At 68.9% G+C, this 23,410-nt stretch carries 20 protein-coding genes and 1 pseudogene; 11 read left to right on the forward strand and 10 right to left on the reverse strand.

Annotation, left to right across the window (positions count from 1 at the left end):
* A pseudogene (locus tag ACXJKR_RS01980) lies at positions 1-646 on the reverse strand (hypothetical protein); the annotation flags it as partial.
* A gap of 122 nt (positions 647-768) precedes the next feature.
* On the opposite strand from ACXJKR_RS01980, the gene ACXJKR_RS01985 reads away from it, so the two are divergent.
* The 5 genes from ACXJKR_RS01985 (at position 769) to ACXJKR_RS02005 (ending at position 5,617) form a co-directional block, all read left to right on the forward strand.
* Positions 769-2,298 (forward strand): tryptophan halogenase family protein, encoded by a 1,530-nt coding sequence (locus tag ACXJKR_RS01985; protein WP_457320295.1) that lies wholly within the window; start codon positions 769-771, stop codon positions 2,296-2,298.
* Positions 2,299-2,465: 167 nt separating this feature from the next.
* Positions 2,466-3,140, forward strand: a complete 675-nt coding sequence (locus ACXJKR_RS01990) for a hypothetical protein (protein ID WP_457320297.1) — start codon at positions 2,466-2,468, stop codon at positions 3,138-3,140.
* A gap of 29 nt (positions 3,141-3,169) precedes the next feature.
* Positions 3,170-3,847 (forward strand): hypothetical protein, encoded by a 678-nt coding sequence (locus ACXJKR_RS01995; protein ID WP_457320299.1) that lies wholly within the window; start codon positions 3,170-3,172, stop codon positions 3,845-3,847.
* Positions 3,831-4,853 (forward strand): sensor histidine kinase, encoded by a 1,023-nt coding sequence (locus ACXJKR_RS02000; RefSeq protein WP_457320301.1) that lies wholly within the window; start codon positions 3,831-3,833, stop codon positions 4,851-4,853. The genes ACXJKR_RS01995 and ACXJKR_RS02000 overlap by 17 nt, the downstream gene beginning before the upstream one ends.
* The gene (locus ACXJKR_RS02005; protein ID WP_457320303.1) at positions 4,850-5,617 is read left to right on the forward strand and encodes a LytR/AlgR family response regulator transcription factor; all 768 of its coding nucleotides are present in this window, start codon (positions 4,850-4,852) and stop codon (positions 5,615-5,617) included. The genes ACXJKR_RS02000 and ACXJKR_RS02005 overlap by 4 nt, the downstream gene beginning before the upstream one ends.
* Before the next feature lie 28 nt (positions 5,618-5,645).
* Here the strand turns inward: ACXJKR_RS02005 and ACXJKR_RS02010 are convergent, their stop codons facing one another.
* Both ACXJKR_RS02010 and ACXJKR_RS02015 read right to left on the reverse strand, forming a co-directional pair.
* Entirely contained in the window at positions 5,646-7,136 is a 1,491-nt protein-coding gene (locus ACXJKR_RS02010; protein WP_457320304.1) for a CoA-acylating methylmalonate-semialdehyde dehydrogenase, read from the reverse strand.
* A 21-nt stretch (positions 7,137-7,157) separates the two neighbouring features.
* Entirely contained in the window at positions 7,158-8,498 is a 1,341-nt protein-coding gene (locus ACXJKR_RS02015; RefSeq protein WP_457320306.1) for an aminotransferase class III-fold pyridoxal phosphate-dependent enzyme, read from the reverse strand.
* 88 nt (positions 8,499-8,586) lie between these two features.
* On the opposite strand from ACXJKR_RS02015, the gene ACXJKR_RS02020 reads away from it, so the two are divergent.
* Positions 8,587-9,507 carry a LysR family transcriptional regulator gene (locus tag ACXJKR_RS02020; protein ID WP_457320308.1) on the forward strand — a complete coding sequence of 307 codons (921 nt, stop codon included), beginning with the start codon at positions 8,587-8,589 and terminating at the stop codon, positions 9,505-9,507.
* A gap of 70 nt (positions 9,508-9,577) precedes the next feature.
* Positions 9,578-10,582: an aldo/keto reductase gene (locus ACXJKR_RS02025; protein WP_457320310.1), complete on the forward strand. Its 1,005-nt coding sequence runs from the start codon at positions 9,578-9,580 to the stop codon at positions 10,580-10,582.
* Positions 10,583-10,588: 6 nt separating this feature from the next.
* Here the strand turns inward: ACXJKR_RS02025 and ACXJKR_RS02030 are convergent, their stop codons facing one another.
* Positions 10,589-11,059 carry a MarR family winged helix-turn-helix transcriptional regulator gene (locus tag ACXJKR_RS02030; protein WP_457320311.1) on the reverse strand — a complete coding sequence of 157 codons (471 nt, stop codon included), beginning with the start codon at positions 11,057-11,059 and terminating at the stop codon, positions 10,589-10,591.
* 36 nt (positions 11,060-11,095) lie between these two features.
* Here ACXJKR_RS02030 and ACXJKR_RS02035 point away from each other — a divergent pair, with 36 nt between their 5' ends.
* Positions 11,096-11,827: a siderophore-interacting protein gene (locus ACXJKR_RS02035; protein WP_457320313.1), complete on the forward strand. Its 732-nt coding sequence runs from the start codon at positions 11,096-11,098 to the stop codon at positions 11,825-11,827.
* A gap of 7 nt (positions 11,828-11,834) precedes the next feature.
* Here ACXJKR_RS02035 and ACXJKR_RS02040 read toward each other — a convergent pair whose 3' ends face one another.
* Positions 11,835-13,265, reverse strand: coding sequence for a sensor histidine kinase (locus ACXJKR_RS02040; protein ID WP_457320315.1), 1,431 nt, complete (start codon positions 13,263-13,265; stop codon positions 11,835-11,837).
* A 10-nt stretch (positions 13,266-13,275) separates the two neighbouring features.
* The gene (locus ACXJKR_RS02045; RefSeq protein ID WP_457320317.1) at positions 13,276-13,956 is read right to left on the reverse strand and encodes a response regulator transcription factor; all 681 of its coding nucleotides are present in this window, start codon (positions 13,954-13,956) and stop codon (positions 13,276-13,278) included.
* A 456-nt stretch (positions 13,957-14,412) separates the two neighbouring features.
* Here ACXJKR_RS02045 and ACXJKR_RS02050 point away from each other — a divergent pair, with 456 nt between their 5' ends.
* From ACXJKR_RS02050 to ACXJKR_RS02060, 3 genes are all read left to right on the forward strand, one after another.
* A complete protein-coding gene (locus tag ACXJKR_RS02050) occupies positions 14,413-15,375 on the forward strand; it encodes a Bug family tripartite tricarboxylate transporter substrate binding protein (protein ID WP_457320319.1) in 963 nt (320 codons plus the stop codon).
* Between the two features lie 255 nt (positions 15,376-15,630).
* Positions 15,631-16,140 (forward strand): tripartite tricarboxylate transporter TctB family protein, encoded by a 510-nt coding sequence (locus ACXJKR_RS02055; RefSeq protein WP_457320321.1) that lies wholly within the window; start codon positions 15,631-15,633, stop codon positions 16,138-16,140.
* Positions 16,141-16,150: 10 nt separating this feature from the next.
* The gene (locus tag ACXJKR_RS02060) at positions 16,151-17,641 is read left to right on the forward strand and encodes a tripartite tricarboxylate transporter permease (protein ID WP_457320322.1); all 1,491 of its coding nucleotides are present in this window, start codon (positions 16,151-16,153) and stop codon (positions 17,639-17,641) included.
* 34 nt (positions 17,642-17,675) lie between these two features.
* On the opposite strand, the gene ACXJKR_RS02065 is transcribed toward ACXJKR_RS02060, so the two are convergent.
* Genes ACXJKR_RS02065 through ACXJKR_RS02080 form a run of 4 tightly spaced genes read right to left on the reverse strand, consistent with a single transcriptional unit; the run spans position 17,676 to position 23,215 of the window.
* Positions 17,676-19,784: a hypothetical protein gene (locus ACXJKR_RS02065; protein ID WP_457320323.1), complete on the reverse strand. Its 2,109-nt coding sequence runs from the start codon at positions 19,782-19,784 to the stop codon at positions 17,676-17,678.
* The gene (locus ACXJKR_RS02070) at positions 19,781-20,152 is read right to left on the reverse strand and encodes a hypothetical protein (RefSeq protein ID WP_457320325.1); all 372 of its coding nucleotides are present in this window, start codon (positions 20,150-20,152) and stop codon (positions 19,781-19,783) included. The genes ACXJKR_RS02065 and ACXJKR_RS02070 overlap by 4 nt, the downstream gene beginning before the upstream one ends.
* Positions 20,153-20,208: 56 nt before the next feature.
* Entirely contained in the window at positions 20,209-22,533 is a 2,325-nt protein-coding gene (locus ACXJKR_RS02075) for a DEAD/DEAH box helicase (protein WP_457320327.1), read from the reverse strand.
* A 40-nt stretch (positions 22,534-22,573) separates the two neighbouring features.
* Complete coding sequence (locus ACXJKR_RS02080) at positions 22,574-23,215, reverse strand: RpiB/LacA/LacB family sugar-phosphate isomerase (RefSeq protein WP_457320329.1); 642 nt, start codon at positions 23,213-23,215, stop codon at positions 22,574-22,576.
* Between the last annotated feature and the right edge of the window lie 195 nt (positions 23,216-23,410).

The raw sequence follows: 23,410 nt of genomic DNA on the forward strand, positions 1-23,410 counted from the left end.
CGATGGACTTCGTTGCCGCGCTGAGGACGTAGTCCGGCGGGGTGAAATCAACCACCTGCGCATGCTTCAACACATTGAACAGCTGKCTCGCATCGTCGGCAGCGGCCCATTGGGTGCCATCCGAACCGGCCCCGCCGGGCTGGCTGGCGATGACCAGGCACTCACCCGCGGCCACCAGCGTCAGCTTGTCACCAGCGACCGTGCAGGTGGTGGGTGTGCCGGTTCGGAAGCTGACCGGCAGCCCGGATGTGGCCGTGGCTGACAAAGTCGTCGGGGGATTCAGCAGCGTGCCGCCTATGGCGCCACCCGGATATTTGAGAGTTATGACCTGGTAGCGGCCCTCTGAGCCGCCACCGCCACCGCCACCGCCACCGCCACCGCAGGAGGCCAGAAAAGCGCAAGCCGCAATAACGGTCAACTTCCGGGCCTGCGGAACCATCTTTTTCGTCACTTTATGTCTCCTGTTCTGAAATAACTGGGCACCCGGCTGCAGAACTTGCTCTGCAGCGACGCTGCTCCTTGAGATCGGCTCGCCCCGCCTCACTGACGGCGACTTGGTTCGGTCGTTGCACCAACTATTGGCCGGTGAGAGAAAGCCGCCCGTTGCGTCTTTGTCACCCTGTTCCAAGGCTGGCGAGCGCACCATGAACCGCGCCGTCTGTCAGAAATGCTTTCCGATGCCTGCGCCAAGCGTACAACTGGTAAGACCAAAGAGACATAGGGCAAACTCCCGGACAGACCAAAACTGTTTTTTTTTGGAGACTCTTTGTGCGAAATCGTCCACTTCAGCGGATCGTCATCGTCGGCGGCGGCAGCGCCGGCTGGATCACCGCCGCCCCGCTGGCGCGGATGCTGTGCCGGCCTGACCAACCGGATCAGCATTGCGAGGTGACGCTGGTGGAGTCGGCGGACATCGGCACTGTGGGGGTCGGCGAAGCGACGTTGCCAACCATCCAGTTCTACAACCAGCTTCTGGGAATCGACGAGGCAGACTTCGTCCGCCGTACGCGCGCCACCTTCAAGCTCGGCATCGAGTTCCAGGACTGGGGCCGGATCGGCCATCGCTTCTTCCACGGCTTCGGCGGGTTCGGCCCGGCCATCCACAGCCGGCCGTTATGGGCCTACTGGCTGCGCCTGCAGGCCCTGGGAGACAAACTCCCCTCCTACGAAGAATGGTCGACCGCGACGGTGATGGCCCGGCAAATGCGCTTCGTGCCACCGGCAGCCGGCGAGTCGTCGCCTTCCAATGCCTTCGACTACGCCTTTCACTTCGATGCATCGCTGTACGGCGCCTACCTGCGCGAGTACGCCCTCAAGCATGGCGCAAAGCGCGTCGAGGGCACCATCACGCACGTCGAGACGCGGCCCGAAGATGGTTTCGTGGCGGCACTGCACCTGAGCGACGGGCGCCGCGTGGAGGGCGATCTCTTCATCGACTGCTCGGGCTTTCGCGCCCTGTTGATCGACGGGGCGATGAAGTCGCCCTACGAAGACTGGAGCCGCTGGCTGCCCTGCGACCGCGCACTGGCCGTGCCTTGCGAGCGCGCGGGCCCGATGACGCCCTACACGCGGTCGACCGCTCGCACGGCAGGCTGGCAGTGGCGCATCCCGCTGCAGCACCGCACGGGCAACGGGCTGGTCTATTGCAGCGGCTACCTGAGCGACGACGAGGCGCAGCGCACGCTGCTGGACCACCTGGACGGCAAGGCCCTTGACGAGCCTCGGCAGCAGCGCTTCGTCACCGGGCGACGCAAGCAGGGCTGGGTCAAGAACGTGGTGGCCATCGGCCTGTCGTCAGGGTTCCTGGAACCGCTGGAATCGACCAGCCTGCACCTCATCATGGACGCCGTCAGCCGCCTGACGGCCATGCTGCCTGACCAGTCATTCCAGCCGGCGCTGGCGGACGAGTTCAACCGGCAAATGGCCTACCGCTACGAGTCCGTGCGCGACTTCATCATCCTTCACTACAAGCTGGGCGAGCGGCGCGACAGCGAGTTCTGGCGCTATTGCGCCGACATGCCCATTCCCGACGATCTCGCGCACCAGATCGCCCTGTTCCGCAAGACCGGCCGTGTCGCCGTGATCGAGCCGGAAGGCTTTGCCGAGCCGTCGTGGGCGTCGATCCTGCTGGGCCTGGGCGTCTACCCTGAGAGGTACGACCCCTATATCGACCTGGTGGACCCGCAGCTGATCCGCCGGCACCTTCATTCGGTGCACAGCTCGATCTCGCGCACGGTGGCATCCATGCCGTCGCACACGGACTTCCTGGACAGGATCTCCGCCCCGCCGAAGGCCTGACGCGCGCGGCGCCCTCGACGAGGGCGGCCCCGGCCCCCGCGTCCAAGTCGCCCGTCGCCGCGCAGGCTGCCTCGTCAGTCTCAGCGCTGGCTTGTCGCATCATCTCGGCCGCGCCGGCACGGGTTGAACACACTGCGGTCGTCCCTCCCAACTGAAAGGAAGAACCGATGGACTACCGAGCCCTTTTGACCATTCCGCTGGTGGCCTTGGCGCTGACCGCCAGCGGCGCCGAGAAGCTGCGCCAGCCCGACGGTTGGATGGCGGGTGCCACCTATCGGTGGCCCGACGGCAACACGCATGAAGCCGGCATCGCCCCCGAGACCGAAGCCAGCGGCCAGCGCGCGCTGACAGTCAAGTCCATTGGCAAAGGATCCAGCAGCGACATCGGCAGCATCGGTCAGTTCGTCCTCGGCTACACCGGGCAGCGTGTGCGCTTCACCGGCCAGGTCAAGACCGCCGGCCTGGATGGATGGGGCGGTCTGGTCGTGGCCGCCGGCTTCAAACTTCTCTACGGCGCACACCTCGACCCGGACTTCGACAAGACGCCGCCACTGGGCGCAGCCGGTTGCCCGGACTGGTGCGAGGTCAGTGTGGTGGCCGACATCCCCGCCGACGGCCCCGGCGCGGTCAGTGTTGGCCTGGCCTTGGCCGGCAGCGGCCAGGTCTGGGCAAGGAGCCTGCGGCTGGAGGTGGTGGGCCGCGATGTGCCGTTGAGCACGCAGCGCTTTGGCGTCGAGGCGGCCATCGCCGCACGGGAGCTGCACCAGAACGTGCAGCAGATGCTGAGGGCGTGGCCGCAAGACCGGCCACCCATGCTTCCCCAGAACCTGTCCCTGCAATAAATCCGACAACGTCGTCAAGGACCAACGCCATGAACTTCCGCATCCTCCTGCTCGCGCCGCTGGCCGCCGTCGTGCTCAGCGCTTACGCCGCCAGCCCGCACGTGCCACAGGGTTGGTACGCCTTCCAGGTGTCCTATCCCACTGACCCCAAGACGTCCGCGCTGAACGGCTATGAAGTGGGCATCGATCCCGCCGCTGGCGGCGTGCCGACCCTGACGATCCGCTCGGTCTACCCGAAAACACTGGGACCCATCAGCGCCGGCTCCGCTCATCAATCGGTGCTGGGCTATGCCGGCAAGCGGGTCCGCTTCAGCGGCGAGCTGAGAGCCGAGGCCGTCCGCGGCTGGGCCGGCCTCTACCTCGGCGAGGGCTTCGGCGACTTGAGCGGCGTCACGACTGCCGGCAGCGGTGGGGAAAAGCCGCTTCCCAGGGGCATCGCCGTACCGGCTGACGGCGGTTGGCACGACATGAGCGTCGTGCTGGACGTGCCCGCCGAAGCCACACACCTCGGCCTAGGTCTGGGCTTGGTGGGCGAAGGCCAGGTCTGGGCGCGTGGCCTGCGCTTCGAGGTTGTCGGCCCTGAAGTGGCGCCGACGACAACACCCATCGGCATCGACCTGGAGCGAGCGCGGCGCTTCCATGCGCAGGCATTGGCCGAAACGGCAAAGCAGCCACCGGCGCCGCTGAAAAATGCCACGCTGGACTGAGTCACTGCGCCGCGCCCTTCTCCCCGCCCTGCTGTTCTGGGCAGCCTGGGTCCTGCTGCGCTGGTACTGGCCCCATGCGCGCTGGCTGCCCCTGGCCGCTCAGCTCTGGCTGGCCTACAGCGCTGCCTGGTTCACGCTCAACTGGCGCTGGTGGCCCGTGGCGGTGCCGGCGGCCGCCGCCTTGGGCTCGGCGGTGGGGACGCTGCTGCTGCCCACCATCGAGCTGGCGCAATGGCAAAACCCGCTGGCGATGTGGCGGCCCTGGCTGCCGGCCTTCGGCTTCGCGCTGCTGATGCACCTGCCACTGCGCTGGTGGCGCTGGCGCGACGAGCAGGCGCTGGCGCTGCGGCTGATGCGTGCCGAGCAGACGGCGGCGATGGCCGAGCTGTCGCGCCAGGTCAGCCTGACCGAACTCAAGGCGCTGCAGGCCCAGGTCGAGCCGCACTTCCTTTTCAACGCGCTGGCCAGCCTGCAGCAGCTCATCCGCAGCCAGCCGGCCACGGCCGAGCGCTTTCTCGGTGAGCTGCACGACTACCTGCGCCTGGCCCTGCCCTCGCTGCGCGAACCCATGAGCACGCTGGAGCGCGAGTTCGAGCTGGCGAGCGCCTACCTCACGGTGATGGCCACGCGGCTGGGCGAGCGCCTGCGCTTTGGCCTGGAGGCGCAAGCCGGCTGCAACGAGCATCCGCTGCCGCCGCTGATGCTGCTGACGCTGGTGGAGAACGCGGTGCGCCACGGCATCGAGCCCAAGCCGCAAGGTGGCCGCATCGAACTCGATGCCCGACTCGAGGGCGAGCGCCTCGTGCTGGAGGTGCGCGACGATGGCGCCGGCCTGCAGGCCGCTGCGGCGGGGCCGGCCACGGGCCAGGGCCTGGGCCTGGCTAATGTGCGTGATCGCCTGGCCGGGCTGTACGGCGAGGCGGCGCGCTTGAGTGTTCAACAGCGATCCACCGGCGGCGTGTGCGCGCGCATCGAGTTGCCCTGGAACACCCCCGAGACCCGATGAAKCACCCCACCGCCCTCCTGATCGAAGACGAAGCCCTGCCACGCCAGCGCCTGCGCGAAGGCTTAGCCGAGCTGTGGCCACAGCTGCAAGTGCTGGCCGAGGCCGAGGACGGCGAACGCGGCCTGGCCCTGGTGCTGGAACTGCGGCCCGACATCGTCTTCGTCRACATCCGCCTGCCTGGGCTGGACGGCCTGCAACTGGCGCGGCGCATCAAGGGCCTGTGCCACATCGTCTTCGTCACCGCCTACGACGCACACGCGGTGACCGCCTTCGACCAGGGCGCGGTGGACTACCTGCTCAAGCCGCTGGCCACCGAGCGCCTGCGCGAGACGGTGCAGCGCCTGCAGCAGCGTCTGCAGTTGCCTCCGGCCGAACTCGCGCGCTGGTTGCAGCAGTGGGCGCCACCCTCCTTGCCATCCAGCGCCCCTGCCGTGCCCAGCGCGCCGCTGCGCTGGCTGCAGGCTTCACAGGGCGAACGCTTGCACCTTGTGATGGTGGCGGATGTGAGCCATTTCCGCAGCGACAACAAGTACACCTGCGCCTTCACCGCGGAAGGCGAATACCTGCTGCGCCTGTCCTTGCGCGAACTGCTGCAGCAACTCGACCCGGAGCAGTTCTGGCAGATTCACCGCGCCGTCGTCATCAACGTGGCCCACGTCGCTCGCGTGGATCGCAGCCTGGGCAGCATGGAAGTGCTGCTCAAGGACGGCAAGACAAGGTTGCCGGTGAGCCAGAGCTTCCAACCCCGGTTCAAGCCGATGTAGCGCGCAGTGTCGGCACACGCCGGCGGCCTCATTTGCTGGACGGAAACGCAAACGCCGCGTTTTCGCGCACGCCCGACGACGGCCAGCGCTGAGTGATCTGCTTGCGGCGCGTGTAAAAGCGCACCGCGTCCGGGCCGTAGGCGTTCAGGTCGCCGAACAGCGACCGCTTCCAGCCGCCGAAGGAGTGATACGCCACCGGCACCGGCAGCGGCACGTTGACACCGACCATGCCGACCTGGATGTGGTCAGTGAAGTGCCGCGCCGTCTCGCCGTCGCGCGTGAAGATGCAGGTGCCGTTGCCGTACTCATGCGCATCGATCATCGCCATCGCGGCCTGCAGGCTGTCCACGCGGACGATGCCAAGCACGGGGCCGAAGATCTCTTCCTCGTAGATGCGCATGCCGGGCGTCACGCGGTCGAACAGGCAGGGGCCGAGGAAATAGCCGGCTTCATGCCCGGCCACCGTCAGGCCGCGGCCGTCGACGATCAGCTCAGCCCCCTCTTCCACGCCCTGGTCCACATAGCCGCGCACCTTCTCCAGGTGCGCCTTCGTGACCAGCGGCCCCATGTCGCAGCCGGCCTCGCGGCCCGCGCCGATCTTCATGCGGGCCATCTCGGCGATGAGCTTCTCGCGCACGGCATCGGCCGTCGCATCGCCCACCGCGACGACCAGCGGGATGGCCATGCAGCGCTCGCCGCAGGAGCCGAAAGCCGCGCCCATCAGCGCCGTGACGGCGTTGTCGATGTCGGCGTCGGGCATGACGACGGCGTGGTTCTTCGCGCCGCCCAGCGCCTGCACGCGCTTGCCGTGCCTGGTGCCGGTGGCGTAGATGTATTCGGCAATCGGCGTCGAGCCGACAAAGCTGATGGCCTGCACGCGTGGGTCGGTCAGCAGCGTGTCCACGGCCTCCTTGTCGCCGTTGACGACGTTCAGCACGCCCGGCGGCAGGCCGGCGTCCTGGGCCAGCTGGGCGATGAACAGCGTGCTGCTCGGGTCGCGCTCGGACGGCTTCAGGATGAAGGTGTTGCCGCAGGCCACGGCCATGGGCCACATCCACAGCGGCACCATGGCCGGGAAATTGAACGGCGTGATGCCGGCGCAGACACCCAGCGACTGGAACTCCGACCAGGCGTCGATGCCCGGGCCGACGTTGCGACTGTGCTCACCCTTCAGCAGCTCGGGCGCATAGGTCGCGTACTCGACGTTCTCGATGCCGCGCTGCAGTTCGCCCAGGCTGTCGGCCAGCACCTTGCCGTGCTCGTCGGTGATGAGGCGGCAGATGGTGTCGGCATGCGCTTCGAGCAGCTCCTTGAAGCGGGTGAGCACGCGGGCGCGCTTGAGCGGCGGCGTGTTGCGCCAGGCGGGGAAGGCGGCTTGCGCGGCGGCTATTGCCGACTCGACGGTGGCACGGTCCGCCAGGCGGACCTGCGCGCCGACCTTGCCGGTGGCGGGGTTGAAGACGTCAGCCGAGCGGCTGCCGCCGTCGACCTGCTGGCCGTTTATGAGATGGGTGATCACGGGATGTTTGGGAGTAAAAGTTCAGAGAGTCGCGTCGAAGCAGTCGCCTAAAGCGGAGACCAGAGAGTCGATTTCCGCGGGCGTGCTGATGAAGGGCGGCGCCATCTGGATGGTGTCGCCACCGTAGCGCACGTAGAAGCCCTTGGCGTACATGGCCATCGCGATGTCGAAGGGGCGCTTGGCGGGCTCGCCGGGCAGCGGCGTGACGGTGATGCCGGCGGCCAGACCGAAGTTGCGGATGTCGGCCACATGCTTGGCGCCCTTCAGGCCATGCACGGCCGTCTCGAACATCGGCGCCAGCTCCTTCACGCGCTGCAGCGCGTGCTCACGCTCCAGCAGGTCCAGCGAGGCGAGGCCGGCCGCGCAGGCAACGGGGTGGGCCGAGTAGGTGTAGCCGTGCGGGAACTCCAGCATGTAGTCGGGCCCGCCCTGGGCCATGAAGGTGTCGTGGATCTCCTGCTTGGCGACGACCACGCCCAGCGGCTGCACGCCGTTGGTGATCTGCTTGGCGGCGGTCAGGATGTCGGGCGTCACGCCGAAGGCCTCGGCGCCCGTCCACGCGCCGGCGCGGCCGAAGCCGGTGATGACCTCGTCGAAGATCAGCAGGATGTTGTGCGCCGTGCAGATCTCGCGCAGCCGCTGCAAGTAGCCGACCGGCGGGATGACGACGCCGGCCGAACCCGAGAACGGCTCGACGATGACGGCGGCGATGTTGCTCGCGTCATGCAGCGCGATCAGTTGCAGCAGGTCGTCGGCCAGGGCCGCGCCCATCGCACCGTCCTGCGGCGGCATGCCCTTGAAGAAGCTGCCGTTGGCCGGCTGCGTGTGCGGCAGGTGGTCGGCCTCGATGCCTTGGCCGAAGGTCTTGCGGTTGCCCACCATGCCGCCGACCGAGATGCCGCCGAAGTTGACGCCGTGGTAGCCCTTGGCGCGGCCGATCAGCCGCGTCTTGCCGGCCTGGCCCTTGGCGCGCCAGTAGGCCCGCGCCATTTTCAGCGCCGTGTCGGCCGACTCCGAGCCCGAGCCGGTGAAGAACACGCGGTTCAGCCCCGCAGGCATCTTCTCGACGATCTTGTTGGCCAGCTCGAAGGACAGCGGGTGGCCGAACTGGAAGGCCGGCGAGTAGTCCAGCTCGCGCGCCTGGCGGCTGACGGCGTCGACGATCTCCGTTCGCCCGTGGCCCAGGCCTGTGCACCACAGGCCCGACAGGCCGTCGAAGATCTGCCGGCCGTCGTCGGTCCGATAGTAGGCGCCGGCGGCGCCGGTCAGGATGCGGGGGTTGGCCTTGAACTGCCGGTTGCCGGTGAAGGGCATCCAGTGGGCGTCCATCCATCCTGCGGGTCGGTCGGCGGTCTGAGTCATGGCTGCTCGTGCGAGTGGTTTGCGCCGCATCGTGCCCGGGCCAATGCTTGTAGACAATGACAACATCGCCATGTCTACTTGCCGCCAGATGAAACCAAACGACGCGCGTCTTCCCGGCCAGATTGCAGACGTCGACCTGCGCMTGCTCAGGGTCTTCAAAGCCGTCGTCGAATGCGGCGGCATGGCGGCGGCGGAGCTGGAGCTCAACGTCGGCATGCCGACCATCAGCCGGCAGATCAAGGACCTGGAGGAGCGCCTCGGCCTCGTGCTGTGCCGCCGCGGCCGCGCCGGGTTTGCGCTGACGGCCGAGGGCGCCGAGCTCTACGCGGCGGCGCTGCAACTGCTGTCCGCCACCACCGACTTCCGCGCCCGATTGGAAGAGATCCACCACCAGATCGGCGGCGAGCTGCACCTGGCGCTGTTCGAGAAGACCGTCAGCAACCCCGCCTGCCACATCGACCGCGCGCTGGCGCAGTTCAACGAGACGGCGCCGGGCGTGAAGCTGCACATCCATGTCGGCACCATCACGGACATCGAGCAGGGCGTACTGTCGGGTCAGTTCCAGGTCGGCGTCATCCCGGAGCATCGAAGGTCGGAGAGCCTGGCCTACCGGCCGCTGTTCGGCGAGCAGATGCACCTCTACGCCGGCAGCAGCCACCCCTGGTTCAAGGCCGACCACCGCTGGAGCTGGGCGGACCTGAGAGGCCAGCAACTGGCGGGCCTGGGCTACCACTCGCCCAACCTGGTGCTGACGCACCGACAAAAGCTGGAGCGTGCGGCCACGGCGTCCGACCAGGAAGGCGTCGCCACACTGATCCTGACCGGCTGCTTCGTTGGCTTCCTGCCCGACCACTACGCCCATCCCTTTGTCGACGCCGGCCGCCTGCGCGCCGTGTCCGTCGATGAGCTGAGGTATGACTGCAGCTTCGCCTGCATCTACCGCCACGACCCCGCGCCCACCCGGGCCGCGGCGACGCTCGTGCAGGCGCTCGAAGCAGCGCACGCCTGAGGAAGCGGCGACTACCATCCCGCTCCTGCCTTCACCGCCATCTTCAGCGGCCTCGCGCCCTCCATCTCGCATGAGCCACACGCCCGATTCCTCGCGATACGACCGCCAACCCTATCGCCGCAGCGGGCGCAGCGGTTTGCTGCTGCCGACCTTGTCGCTCGGCCTGTGGCACAACTTCGGCGACGTCGACCGTTACGACAACGCCCGCACGATGCTGCTGGGCGCCTTCGACCGCGGCATCACCCACTTCGACCTCGCCAACAACTACGGCCCGCCGCCGGGCTCGGCCGAGCTGACCATGGGCCGCGTGCTGCGCGAGGACCTGCAGGCCCACCGGGACGAGCTGATCATCTCGACCAAGGCCGGCTATCGCATGAACCCGGGCCCCTACGGTGAATGGGGCTCGCGCAAGTACATGCTCGCCAGCCTGGATGCGAGCCTGAAGCGGCTCGGCCTGCCCTATGTCGACATCTTCTATTCGCACCGCCCCGATCCCGACACCCCGCTGGAAGAAACGATGGGCGCGCTGGACCAGGCCGTGCGCAGCGGGCGGGCGCTGTACGTTGGCCTGTCCAACTACTCGGCCGCGCAGACCCGCGAAGCCAGCGCCATCCTGCGGCGGCTGGGCACGCCCTGCGTCATCCACCAGCCGCGCTACAGCATGCTGGACCGCCACGTCGAGGGCGGCCTGCTGGAGGTGCTGGCCGAAGAAGGCATCGGCTGCATCGCCTTCTCGCCACTGGCCCAGGGCCTGCTGACGGAGAAATACCTCTCGTCCATCCCTGCCGACTCACGCGCTGCCCTGGGCGGCTTCCTGAAGCCCACCGACATCACGCCGGGGCGGCTGGCGGCGTTGCGCGCGCTCAAGGCACTGGCGGATGCGCGTGGGCAGACGCTGGCTCAACTGGCCCTGACCTGGGTGCTGAGGCAGCCCGGCATGACGTCCATCCTGGTCGGCGCCAGCCGGCTGGGCCAGATCGACGACGCTCTCGGCATCGTCGCGGCGGCGCCGCTGACCGATGCCGAGCTCGCGGCGGTGGATGCCGCCCTGGCGCTCGAGAAGGCCGCCGGCTGAGGCAGCTCAGCCGCCGGGCGCCTCCAGGTTCTCGCGCAGCTTGGCCAGCAGCGCCAGCAACTGCTGGCACTCCGCCTCGTCCAGCCCGCTGACGGCCTGGGCCGACACGCGCTGAGCCTGCTTGCGCACCTGCTGCTGCAATGCCTTGCCCGCCGCACTGACCTGCAGGTGCACGCTGCGCCTGTCGGCCGCATCGGCGCTGGCTTCCAGCAGGCCACGCTCGCGCAAGCCCGCAATCAAACGCGCCACCTGGCCCTTGTCGCGCCCAGAGTGCTGCACCAGCTCGCTCTGCGTCGCGCCCGGGCGAGAGGCAAAGAAACCCAGTGTCTTGGCCTCCATGTGGCTCAGGTCATGCGCGGCGTCCTTCAGCGCCTGGAACTGCAGCGAGCGGAACCGGTGCATGACCGAGTGAACGCTCTCCACGACCTCTTCGGCGAGGTTGCCCTTATTGTTGACAATATCAACTTGTTTGCGCATGATGGATGACATTATCAACCAATGTTCCAGCCCATCATGTCCGACCCCACCACGGCGCCCGTGCGCCGCATCCAACGCGTTCGCCATGAGCTGCTGATGCGCGACCTCGAAGTCAGCCGCGTCGAGCAGCTCAGCCCACACTTCGTCTCGGTGACCCTGCACGGCGAGTCCCTGGCGAGCTTCCGGTCCGACTCCTTTGACGACCACGTGAAGCTCTTCTTCGGTGAAACGGATCGCCGCGACTACACGCCGCGATCGTTCGACCGCGAGCGCTGCGAGCTGACGATCGAGTTCGCGCTGCACGGCGCCGGCGCCGCCTCCGACTGGGCCGGCCAGGCCGCGGTTGGCCAACACCTCAGGGTCGGCGGCCCCCGAGGCTCGATGATCATCCCGACCGACTACGACTGGCACCTGCTGATCGGTGACGACTCCGCCCTGCCAGCGGTGCATCGCCGCCTGGAAGAACTGCCGCCCGAGGCGCGCGTCATCACGGTGTTGCAGGTCGGCGACGCCGCGGACCGCCGGCTGTTTACCGGCCGTGCGCAGACGGAAGTGAACTGGGTCCAAAGCCCCGAAGCGCTGCAATCCGCCGTCGCCGCGCTGAAGCTTCCCGATGGCGAAGGCTTCGCCTGGGCCGCGGGTGAAGCGTCCGCGATGGCCTCGGTGCGGGCCCTGCTCGTGGCCAAGGGCTTGCCCAAGGAAGCGCTGAAGGTGGCGGCCTACTGGAAGGCCGGCGCCGCAGCCTTTCACGAGACGCTGGAGGCCTGAGCCGAGTTCAGGCCTTGTGGCCGCGCGGCGAATCAGCCAGCGGTAGCCGCACACGGGCGTCCAGGCCCGACACGCGCGCACCTTCCATCCGATTGACCAGTTCGATCTGGCCGCCCAGGGAATGAACCAGGGCCAGGCAGATCGCCAGCCCCAGGCCTGATCCCTTGCCGGCATCGCCGACGGCAAAGGGCAGGAAGAGCCGCTCCTGCTGCTGCGGCGTCAGCCCCGGCCCGCCATCGGCAATCAACAGCTGCGCCATGCCCATGTCGAGCGACAGCGCGATGGCCAGCCGCCCGCCCACCGGCGTGTGCTGGATGGCGTTGTGCAGCAGGTTGCGCGTCAGCTCGCGCAGCGCCCACTCGTGGCTCTCGACGGCCGCGGGCTCGGTGTGGATGTCGAAGTCCAGGCCCTGCTTGGCGATCAGCGGCGCCAGGTCCAGGGCCACGGCGCGCGTGATCTCGGCCCAGTCCTGCGTCGGCATGGCCTCGCCCGGCTGGCGCATCTGTTCGGCGCGCGCCAGGGCCAGCATCTGGTTGGCGAGCTGGGTGGCGCGGTTCACCGTGGTGTCGATTTCGGCCAGGGCCTGCAGCGGCTCCACATCACCCTGGCGGGCGGACTGCACCTGCACCTTCAGCACGGCCAGCGGCGTGCGCAGCTGGTGCGAGGCGTCGCGCACAAAGCGCTTCTGGTGCTCCAGAAGCCGCGCCTGTCGTGCCAGCGCCTCGTTGGTGGCGACGATCAGCGGTGTCAGCTCGACGGGCAGGCCAGGCGCCTGCAGCGGGCTGAGGTCGTCCGCGTCACGCGTACGCAGCGCGGCGCTGAGCTCGCGCACCGGCCGGGTGGCGCGCTGCACCACGGCCCAGACGACGATGGCGATGACGGCCAGCAGCAGCGCCTGGCGCCACAGCGTGTGCAGCAAGACCTGGCGCGCGAGGCCGCGGCGCAGGTGCAGCGTCTCGGCAACCTGGATGGTCGCCAGGCCCATGCCGGTCTGGCCAGACACCGGCTGCAGCAGCACGGCCATGCGTACCGGCTCGCCACGGAAGCGCGCGCCGTAGAAGTCCACCAGCGCCTGGTAGGCGCCCTGGTCGGGCAGCTTGCCCGTCCAGTCGGGCAGGTCCTCGTCGCCCGAGACCAGCTCGCCTTTGAAGCCTCGCACCTTGAAGTAGAGCCGGCTGCGGCCATCGGTCTCGAAGGCTTCCAGTGCCGAATACGGCACGGGCGCCAGCAGCCGCGCCTGCTCGCCGCTGCCCGCCACGCCGAGCAGCTCGCCAATGGCCTTGGCCGACGCCAGCAGCGTGCGGTCGTAGGCGGTGTCGACAGCGCGCAGCGTTTCGCGGTAAAGACTGAACGTGTTGATGGCCACCAGCAGGCCGACGGGCAGCAGGATGCCCCACAGCAGGCGGGCGCGCATGGACAGGGCGGCGAGGCGCTTCATCGGAGGCGACTCAGTCGTCCGGCTGAAGCAGGTAGCCCAGGCCGCGCAACGTCACGAGCTTGGCGCTTCCTGGTGGCAGTCGCTTGCGCAGCCGGTAGGCCACGACTTCGATCGCATCGGGCAGTGCATCCGCCGCGTCCGCAAACACCAGTTCGAAGAGCTTGTCCTTGGCCACCGCCTGGCCCGGTCCCACGAGCAGCGCGCGCAGCAGCGCGGCCTCGCGCGGCGCCAGGTCCAGCGGCTGGCCCTGGTGATAGACGGCGCCACTCTGGGCATCGGCGCGCAGGCCGCAGAAGCTCGGTGCGTCGGCGGGCCGGGCCTCGCTGGCCTGGCCCTGGCGGCGCACCAGCGCGCGGATGCGGGCCTCCAGCTCGTCGAGGTCGAAGGGCTTGGGCAGGTAGTCGTCGGCGCCGGTGTTCAGGCCGAGGATCTTGTCGCCCAGCGTGCCGCGGGCCGTGATGATGATGACCGGCGTCGTCAACCCCTCGGCGCGCGCCTGGGACAGCACGTCCAGCCCATCCTGGCCCGGCAGGGACAGGTCGAGCAGCACGACGTCCGGCACGCTGGCGCGCCAGCGGCTCAACGCCCGCGCGCCRTCGTCGCAGATGACGACCTTGAAGCCGCGCCGCTCGAAAGAGCGCTGCAGCGTCGTCTGCATCGCGGCGTTGTCCTCGATCACCAGCAGCTTCATGGGTAGTCCAGTGACAGGGAAAAATTGACGGTGCGCAGGGGGCTGGCCGGGCCGGCGGCTAGGCGCAGCACGCAGCCAAGGCTGGCCGCCTTGGCCAGGGCTGCAACAACGCAGCAGGCCCGGCCAGCCCCCTGCCCGGAGGGTGAGTCYCTGCGCGGCCTGCCCTCGGCGTTGCAAGTGCTCGCCGGGTTCCCCACCCGGCTCCGCCTTGCGCCTTGATGGCAGGCCGCGCAGAGACTCACGCACCGCCAATTTCTCCCTGTCACTGGACTGCAGGCTAGCACCGCGGCGCTGTGAAACAGGGGCTGAGGTTTACCCCGAGGCCATGGACAGCGGATTGACAGCCTCGTCGTCAACCATGCGGGCTGTAAAAGAAAACCGGCCGCTTCCTCATCCGCAGGGGCTCGGCCATCATGCCGGGGCGGGATACGCCCCGAGACGACAAGGAGACAAGCAATGCGTCGCGATACCTTCCTGAAGTCCCTGGCGGCCCTGGCCGCAGCCGGCGCCTGGCCATTGCAGGCCAACGCCGCCGGCGTGCCCATGAAGCTCATGATCCCGGCCAACCCCGGCGGCGGCTGGGACACCACCGGCCGGGCGCTGGGCAAGGCACTGCAGGACGCGGGCCTCGCGTCCTCCGTGCAGTTCGAGAACAAGGGCGGCGCCGCCGGCGCCCTGGGCCTGGCGCAGTTCGTCAACGCCAGCAAGGGCGACCCGCACTCCCTCATCGTCATGGGCGCCGTCATGCTGGGCGGCATCATCACCGGCAAGCCGCCGGTGACGCTGGCCCAGGCCACGCCGATTGCGCGGCTGCTCAGCGAATACAACGTCTACGTCGTCCACGCCGCATCGCCGCTGAAGACGATGAAGGACGTCGTCGAGCAGCTCAAGAAGGACGCCGGCAGCGTCAAGTGGGGCGGCGGCTCGCGCGGCTCGACCGAGYATGTCGCCGCGGCCATGATCGCGCGCGACGTCGGCGTGGACGCGGCCAAGATCAACTACGTGCCCTTCCGCGGCGGCGGCGAGGCGGTGGCGGCCATCCTGGGCGGCAACGTCACGGTGGGCGGCAGCGGCTTCAGCGAGTTCCAGCCCTATCTCGAGAGCGGCAAGATGCGCGCGCTGGCCGTCACGGCGCCGACCCGCATCAAGGGCCTGAATGCGCCGACGCTCAAGGAGCTGGGCATCGACGTCGAGATCGGCAACTGGCGCGGCGTCTACGCGCCGCCCGGCATCACGCCCGAGCAGCGCAAGGCGCTGACGGACATGGTCGTCGCGGCCACCAAGAGCAAGAGCTGGGCGGAGTCCATCGACAAGAACGGCTGGACGCCGGCACTGCTGTCCGGCCCCGAGTTTGAGGCCTTCGTCGACCGCGAGTTCGCGACGTTGCGGGCGATCATGGTCAAGTCGGGGATGATTTAGCCCCTCGCCCAGTCTTGCGCCGGCTGAACGCCGGCAAGCCTGGTCGGTCTTGCAGACCGCGCTGCGGCAATGCCGCAGCTCTTCGGCAGGCACGACAAGCCCACAGGGCTTATCGTGTCCGGCCTCAGCCCCCGAGGGGACGGCGATGTCCGCGGCATTGAGCCGCGAACATATCGCCCGCGGGCCGGCTTGGGAGCGGCCCGGCGCTCGGCCCGAAATTCACGCGGCGCTGCCGCGAATTCACAAGGATCGCTGATGAGCAGCAATTCCTCTTCCAACGGCCAGACATTCGTCGGCGTCGGCACCCTGCTGATCGGCGCGGTGATGGCCTACGGCGCGACCTTCATCTCGTCGGAGGCCGGTTATGCCGGTGTCGGGCCGAACGCCCTGCCCTGGCTGGTGTCGGTGGTGCTGATGATCTGCGGCGCCTGGCTTGTCTGGGAGGCGCGCACAGGGGGCTACCGCGAGATGGAGGCGCCGTCGGGTGCCGAGCGTGGCGATTGGAAGGCCGTCGCCTGGGTCATCGCTGGCGTCATCCTGAACGCGAGCCTCATCACGACGCTGGGCTTCATCCTGTCCTGCGCGCTGTGCTTTGCATTCGCCGTGCGCGGCCTGCGAATTTCGGAAGGCAAGACGGGCGGCGCAATCAAGCGTGGCCTGCTGGATCTTGCGACCGGCATCTGCATCGCGGCGCCGGTGTTCTGGCTCTTCACCAAGCTGCTGGCGATCAACCTGCCCGGCCTGACGGCCAGCGGCTGGCTGTGAGGAAAACACCATGATGGATCTCTGGAACCAACTGCTCGGCGGCTTCGCCACCGCCGGCACGCCCATCAACCTGATGTGGGCCTTCCTCGGCTGCGTCATCGGCACGGCCATCGGCGTGCTGCCGGGCCTGGGCCCCGCGGTGACGGTGGCCATGCTGCTGCCCATCACCACCCAGGTGGAACCGACGGCGTCGCTGATCTTCTTCGCCGGCATCTACTACGGCGCGATGTACGGCGGCTCGACAACCTCCATCCTGCTCAACACCCCCGGCGAGACCGGCACCATGGTGACGGCGCTGGAAGGCTTCAAGATGGCCAAGAGCGGCCGCGCCGGCGCTGCCCTGGCCACCGCGGCCATCGGTTCCTTCGTGGCCGGCACCATCGCCACCGTGCTCGTCACGCTGTTCGCACCCCTCGTCGCAGACTTCGCCGTCACCCTCGGCCCGCCGGAGTATTTCCTGTTGATGCTGCTGGCCTTCACGACGGTCAGCGCGGTGCTGGGCAAGAGCACGCTGCGCGGCATGACATCGCTCTTCATCGGTCTTGCCCTGGGCCTGATCGGCCTGGACCAGATCACTGGCCAGGTGCGCTACACCGGCGGCGTGCCGGAGTTCATGGACGGTATCGAAACCGTGCTCGTCGCGGTTGGCCTGTTTGCGGTGGGCGAGACGCTGTACCTGGCCCTCTACGAAGGCCGCAGCACCACCGATCTCAACAAGATGGGCAGCGTGCACATGACGCGCCAGGAATGGCGGCGCTCCTGGCCAGCCTGGCTGCGCGGCACCCTCATCGGCTTCCCGTTTGGCACCATCCCCGCGGGTGGCTCAGAGATCCCGACCTTCCTGAGCTATGCCACCGAGCGCAAGCTCAGCAAGCACAAGGAAGAGTTCGGCACCACCGGCGCCATCGAGGGCGTGGCCGGCCCCGAGGCCGCCAACAACGCGGCGGTGACGGCCACCCTCGTGCCCCTGCTCACACTCGGCATCCCGACATCGGTCACCGCGGCCATCCTGCTCAGCGCCTTGCAGAACTACGGCATCCAGGCCGGCCCGCAACTGTTCACCACGTCGTCGGCCCTGGTGTGGGCGCTGATCGCGTCGCTCTACATCGGCAACGTGATGCTGCTGGTGCTGAACCTGCCGCTCGTGGGCCTGTGGGTGAAGCTGCTGAAGATCCCGCGGCCGCAGCTGTATGCGGGCATCCTGATCTTTGCCACCGTCGGCGTCTACGGCATGCGCCAGAGCGCCTTCGATCTCTTCCTGATGCTGGGCCTGGGGCTGATGGGCGTCGCCATGCGGCGCTTCGACTTCCCGACCGCGCCGATCGTCGTCGGCATGATCCTCGGCCCCCTGGCCGAGGCCCAGGGGCGCAATGCACTGTCCATCGGCAGCGGGAACTGGAGCGTCTTCATCGAGCGGCCGCTGTCCGTGGGCCTGCTGGTGGTGCTGGCCGCCGTGCTGCTGCTGCCACGTGCATGGCGCTGGGTGGCCGCGCGGCGCTGACGCCGGCGCCCGTCCTGTACTGCGAGGACCGGGATCAGAACGGGTCCTTGAACTCCATCGTCACGAAGAACGAACCCCGTGCCTCGCCGGTCTGGCGGCGCAGGTTGGCCATATAGCCCAGGCTGAAATCCACGCTGTCCACCAGCGTCACGCGCAGGCCCGTGCCCACGGCAAGGCGGGTACGGGGGCCGCTCAGGCGCGGGCCGAGATTCACCGCGTCCAGCATCAGCAGCGGGCTGATGGCGATGACATTGATCTCATCCATCAGCGTGTCGACGATATGGCGCACCGGTTCGATCTCGCGGCGCGCGTCTCGCTCGGCCAGCTTGGGATCGGCCGCCGCGAACCACCGCGCCAGCTGCTCGATGTCGGCACGCAGCACGGCGCCTTGCTGCGTGACGCGCGGGTTGCGTGGGCCGGCGTTGAAGCCGTCCACGCAAAGCGCCACCACCTGCCCCAGGGTGTTGGCGGTGTCTTCACCGGGCAGCAGTTCGGTGAACAGGCCCAGTTGCGTCAGGCTGGACTCCTGCAACACCTGGGTGATCTCGTCCTGGGCTTGCGCGAGCTGCCCCTTGCAGGCGGCGAACGCATCGCTGTCGGCGCTGCCCGCAGGGGGCTGCACGGCGGCCACGGCACCATCCAGCGCGCCCAGGGTCTGCTGCACCTTGGGCAGTTGCGCAATGGCCTGCAGATAGGTCGGCAGGGTGGTGCGGTTGTCCGCCGCGAGGCCGCCGACGGCGGAGTCGAGCTGGCCGTTCAGTGCAGCGCGGACCTGGGCGTCGCGGTAGGCCTCGGCCGGTACCAGGGGCTGGTTGAACACCGGCAGCGCCGCCGTCAGGCTCAGGGCCGAGAAGCGCCGATAGCCCGGGCTGGCGGCGCTGCCGGCCAGTGCATTGGTGCCCAGGCTGCGCAGCAGCGGCGCCGCGCGGATCTGCCATTCCTCGCCGCCGATGAAGGGCTGCTCGCGCCCGCCGGCGAAGAAGCGCGCGCCGTGGGGCACCAGGCCTGCCTCGCGCAGATGGCCCAGCGTCAGACGCGTCTCCAGCGACAGGCTGCGATGGTCGGCCACCAGCCAGCGGCCCTCATGGGCGATGTCGACGATCTGCTTGACCCAGTCCAGGCCCGCGCCGCCGCTGCCGGCGCCGAACTCGACCGCATAGCTCGCGGCCAGGCTCTGTCGCGCCAGCCGTGCCGTGGTGCCGGCCATCAGCTTGAGCGACTGGTAGCGCTGGTCCGCCACCAGGCCTGCGGCGGGGTCGTCCTGGCCGCGGCTGCGGTGCTGGCCGGCGTCCAGCGCCGCTCCGAGGCGCAGCGCCAACGCCCAGCTGCCCAGCGGATGCGTCTGAGCGAAGGCCTGGGCCTCGAGGTTGTTCTGCCCCAGCCGCGACACGGACTTGGCGGGCACCGACTTGTCGGCATAGCCCAGCCGCCAGGCCGTGTGGGCCCAGATGCCGTCGCTGTGCTCCCGCCCTCCCTCCAGCGCCAGCGCCACGTCGCGCAGCCGATCACTGGCGTAGGCATCGACGGCGAGGGAGCGCCAATAGGCATCGGCACCGGCACCGCTGCGGTTGTAGAGGGCCGCCAGCCCGGCGCCTGCGCCCTCGCCGGCCCGGTACCCCAGGCGCGGTTGCAGGCGCATGCCTGGCCGCAAGGCCTCCTGCCCGGACTGGCGCTCCGGGGCTGCCGTCTCGCGCTGGCGCGACTCCCAGGTGAGCCCTACCGACAGGGAGGCCTTGATGGCGTAGACGAAGAACACCAGGTCCAGGCCCTGCGGCGTGCAGCTGACCATCACCGGCAGCACGCGGCCGCCGACACGGGCCTCGACATCCAGGTTGGCGAAGGGCAGCGCCGCGATCTGGTTCCACACGGCCGTGACCTGGCTGGCGCTGTAGGGCGTGCCGCGCAGCGGCTCGGCCAGGGCCTTCGCCTGGTTCAGGTCCGCGCGGATCCAGGGCAGGAAGGCCAGCGGCGTCTGCACGTCCACGGCATGGATGGGCATGCCGCCCAACGCGCCGTTGGCCGGACAGGCATTGCCGACGACCACCGCAGCCTGCCCGGCTTGCGGGCCGGCGCTGACGACGGCGGGCGCCAGCAGGGCGGGCAGGGACAGCGCCCAGCACGCGCCCAGTGGCGGGCGCCTCACCGCTTGATCAGCGTGCGCTGGATGGTGGCATCGGCCGCTGGGCCGCCGGGCTGCTGGCTCGCGAGCGCCGCGTTGGACGCCGGGCCGGCCAGGAAGGCGGCCTGCGTGGCGGTCAGGCCGTTGGTGGCTGTGGCGGCGGCCTTGCTGTGCAATTCCTTGTCGACGACCACGTCCAGGCTCACACGCGCTTCGCCGTAGGCCACGGCCTTGTCATCGCGGCGGAACAGCTTGAAGTGGATGGTCCAGGTCGGCAGGCCGTTGTCGTCGCTGACCTTCTCCAGCCCGAACACGATGCGGCGCAGATCGTCCTTGGTATTCACGACGAGGTCGACCTTGATGTTGGTGATGATGTGTTCTCGGGTGGTCATGGCTGGCTCCTGATCTTGATTGACCGGCATGAGTAGGCCGCCGGCCCGCGCCGGGGTCATCCGTAGAAGTGGGGAAGGTCGGCGGCTGGCGGCTGCCGCAGGCCGGGTTCGGCCTCCTCCAGCGGCGCCAGCAGCAGCTTCAGTTCCATCTCGCCGAACTTGCTCAGGCTGCTGCCGTCGTCGCTGCCGAGCAGGCCGTCGGCCAAGGCCTTCTTGCGCGCCTGCAGCTCCAGCATGCGCTCCTCGATGCTGCCCTGGGCCACCAGCTGGTAGACGAACACCGGCTGGTCCTGGCCGATGCGGTGGGCGCGCGCGCTGGCCTGGGCCTGCACGGCTGGGTTCCACCAGGGGTCGACGTGGATGACGGTGTCCGCGGCCGTGAGGTTCAGGCCCACGCCGCCGGCCTTGAGGCTGGCCAGCAGGATGGGTTCCTCGCGCGCCTGGAAGCGGCGCACGACCTCGCCACGCGCAGATGCGGCGGTCTGGCCGGTCAGGCGCAGATGGGGCAGGCCCAAACGGTCCAGTTCGGCGGCTATCAGGTCCAGCATCTCGGTGAACTGCGAGAACACCAGCAGGCGCCGGCCCTGGGCAACGAAATCGGGCAGATGCTCGCGCAGCCATTCGAGCTTGGCGCGCTCCACAAAGGGCGGCATCTCCACGCCCTTGAGCAGCAGCGGGTCGCAGCAGACCTGCCGCAGCTTCAGCATCGCGTCCAGCACGCTGATGAGGCTGGTAGCGTTGAAGCCGTCGCGCGCCAGGATGCGGCGCACCATGTGGTCGGCCGCCACGCGCACGCTCTCGTAGAGCTGCTTCTGCTGGCCCACCAGCGTGACGCGCTTGACCAGCTCGGTCAGCGGCGGCAGCTCGGTGGCGACCTCCGTCTTCATGCGTCGCAGGACGAAGGGCCGCACACGCGCCGCGAGAAGGCGGGCGCGCGGGCCGTCGCGGTTGACCTCGATGGGCTTGCGCCAATGGCGCGCGAAGCTGCGCGAGTCGCCGAGGAAGCCGGGCATCAGCAGGTCGAACAGCGACCACAGCTCGCCGAGGTGGTTCTCCAGCGGCGTGCCGGTGAGGGCCAGGCGGTGGCGGGTGTCAAGCCGGCGCAGCGCGCGGGCGGCACGGGCCTGGGCGTTCTTGACGGCCTGGGCCTCATCGAGGATCAGCAGATGCCAGGACTGGGCGGACAGCTTGCGCAGGTCGCGCCAGACGAGGTTGTAGGTGCTGAGCACGACGTCGGTATCGGCGAGTTGCGCCGCCTCTCGGTCGGCGCCATGCCAGGTCATCAACCTGAGCCCCGGCGCGATGCGCGCCGCCTCCTGCTGCCAATTGAAGAGCAGCGAGGTCGGCACGATGACGAGGGCCGGGCGGTCCAGCCGACCGGCCTGCTTCTCGGTCCAGATGTGGGCCAGGGCCTGCGCCGTCTTGCCCAGGCCCATGTCGTCGGCCAGGATGCCGGCGAGGCCCTGCTCGCGAAGGTATTGCAGCCAGGCCAGGCCATGCAATTGATAGGGCCGCAGCTGCAGGCCGAGACCTTCGGGCTGCGCCATCGAAGTCGGCGCGCCGGCCGCCAGCAGGCGCTGGCCCAGCGCTTTCAGGCCCGCGTCGCCATGGATCTGCCAGCGGCCGCGCGATTCCTCCTCGATGCAGCGGATGCGGTCGGCGTCCCAGGCATTGAGCTTGAGCGGTTTGCCCTTCTCCAGCTCCACCGGCTTGAGCAGATCCAGCAGCGCCAGCATGATGGCCTTGAGCGGCGCGGCAACGGCGTGATAGCGGCGGCCACCAGGCGCGCGCAGCGACACGATGGCGTCGTCCTCGATGGCGCCTATCGCCACCGCGTCGAGCCAGCGCTTGTCCTTGCGCAGCAGGTTGGCGATCAGCGGGGCCAGGTCGATGCGCTGGCCATCCACCTCCATGCCCAGGCTGACCAGCCAGGCGCCGGTGCGGCGCTCCAGGCCCAGGCCTTCGACGCGGCGGTCGGGCTTGGGCGCCTCGGGCACTTCTTCCGTCAGGCCCAGCTGCCAGCCGCTGACGAACTGGCTGTGGTGGGCAAAGCCGGGCTCGGTCGTGACCTGCCAACCCAGGGCCCGCAGCTCCGGCACTTTCTCGGCGTTGAAGTCGCCGAAGAACTCTTCCTGGACCAGGGTCCAGAGCGAAGCGCCCAAAGGCTGCGGCGCACCGCGCCATTGCAGCAGGGCCGGGTCCAGCGCAATCAGGCCACGCGTCAGTAGCGCCAGCTCGGCTTGCACGTCGGCCGCAGCCAGCATCGCCACCGTCACTTGCTCGCCCCGCGGGCCGAGGGCGCCGCGCGGGCGCAGGCCGAGCAAGCCGTCGCCGCGCGTCAGCGTGCGCAGCGTCAGGTGAGGTGGAGGTGCGACAGGCATCGCGACAGTCTCGCAGCCCGCGAGACTGTCGCGGCCGAACTCAGGACTTCAGCACACCCTTGATGTGGGCGGCGATGGCGTCGTCCTGGCAGTTCGTGAAGAACAGTTCCTGGAACTTCTCGCCCGACACGGCGGCCTTCAGCAGGTCCTGGTCGACGGCCTTCAGCGTCGTCAGCATGTCCTTGCACGACGCGGCCTTCAGGTCCTTCAGGATGCCGCGGTTCTTGGCCATGATGGCGGCGCGCTCCTTGGGGTAGCCGGCGCCGCGCTCGTTCTCGAGCAGCTTGCGGTAGCAGTCCTGCAGGTTCAGCTCAGCGGCCCAGCCGAAGCCCTTGGCGTAGGGCATGGACATGCAGTTGCCGTCGTTGATCTGGCCGAACAGGAAGGCGTCGGTCGGGTCGATGACCAGACCGCAGAAGACGCCGGGCATGGAGTTGCAGGCCAGCATGGAGCCCATGCCGGTGCCGCAGCCGGTGACGACGAAGTCGGCGGCTTTGGAGTTCAGCAGGATGCCGGCCAGCAGGCCGTTCATCACGTAGGTGAGCGACGCCTTGTCCTCGGGCGTGTACATGCCGTAGTGGTGGACGCTGTGGCCCAGCGGCTCGGCAACGGTCTTGAGGGCGTTGTGGACGATCTCGGACTTGGCGGCCTGGCTGTTCTCGATGATGAGGGCGATCTTCATGGCGGGTGGCTTTCGGTAGCGGAATGGGGGCTGGGGCGGCACAGGCCACCCCGGTTGCATGGGCCGCGGCTGCTCGAGCCAGAGGGGCTCGAGCGCGGGCCGTCATGCCAGGCGTCCGCCTCGAAAGGCCGGGACTGCATGGTCCCGATGGAGCAACCTGGCCAACCGCGCACCTCGAAGCGAGGTGCTGACGCT

It is taken from the genome of Roseateles sp. P5_E11 (assembly GCF_054049355.1).

Bases quoted from the DNA above. Each gene is read 5' to 3' on its own strand.
- ACXJKR_RS01990 (WP_457320297.1), top strand. From the start codon at position 2,466: ATGGACTACCGAGCCCTTTTGACCATTCCGCTGGTGGCCTTGGCGCTG.
- ACXJKR_RS01995 (WP_457320299.1), top strand. From the start codon at position 3,170: ATGAACTTCCGCATCCTCCTGCTCGCGCCGCTGGCCGCCGTCGTGCTC.
- ACXJKR_RS02000 (WP_457320301.1), top strand. From the start codon at position 3,831: ATGCCACGCTGGACTGAGTCACTGCGCCGCGCCCTTCTCCCCGCCCTG.
- ACXJKR_RS02015 (WP_457320306.1), bottom strand. From the start codon at position 8,498: ATGACTCAGACCGCCGACCGACCCGCAGGATGGATGGACGCCCACTGG.
- ACXJKR_RS02025 (WP_457320310.1), top strand. From the start codon at position 9,578: ATGAGCCACACGCCCGATTCCTCGCGATACGACCGCCAACCCTATCGC.
- ACXJKR_RS02030 (WP_457320311.1), bottom strand. From the start codon at position 11,059: ATGCGCAAACAAGTTGATATTGTCAACAATAAGGGCAACCTCGCCGAA.
- ACXJKR_RS02035 (WP_457320313.1), top strand. From the start codon at position 11,096: ATGTCCGACCCCACCACGGCGCCCGTGCGCCGCATCCAACGCGTTCGC.
- ACXJKR_RS02040 (WP_457320315.1), bottom strand. From the start codon at position 13,265: ATGAAGCGCCTCGCCGCCCTGTCCATGCGCGCCCGCCTGCTGTGGGGC.
- ACXJKR_RS02055 (WP_457320321.1), top strand. From the start codon at position 15,631: ATGAGCAGCAATTCCTCTTCCAACGGCCAGACATTCGTCGGCGTCGGC.
- ACXJKR_RS02060 (WP_457320322.1), top strand. From the start codon at position 16,151: ATGATGGATCTCTGGAACCAACTGCTCGGCGGCTTCGCCACCGCCGGC.
- ACXJKR_RS02070 (WP_457320325.1), bottom strand. From the start codon at position 20,152: ATGACCACCCGAGAACACATCATCACCAACATCAAGGTCGACCTCGTC.
- ACXJKR_RS02075 (WP_457320327.1), bottom strand. From the start codon at position 22,533: ATGCCTGTCGCACCTCCACCTCACCTGACGCTGCGCACGCTGACGCGC.
- ACXJKR_RS02080 (WP_457320329.1), bottom strand. From the start codon at position 23,215: ATGAAGATCGCCCTCATCATCGAGAACAGCCAGGCCGCCAAGTCCGAG.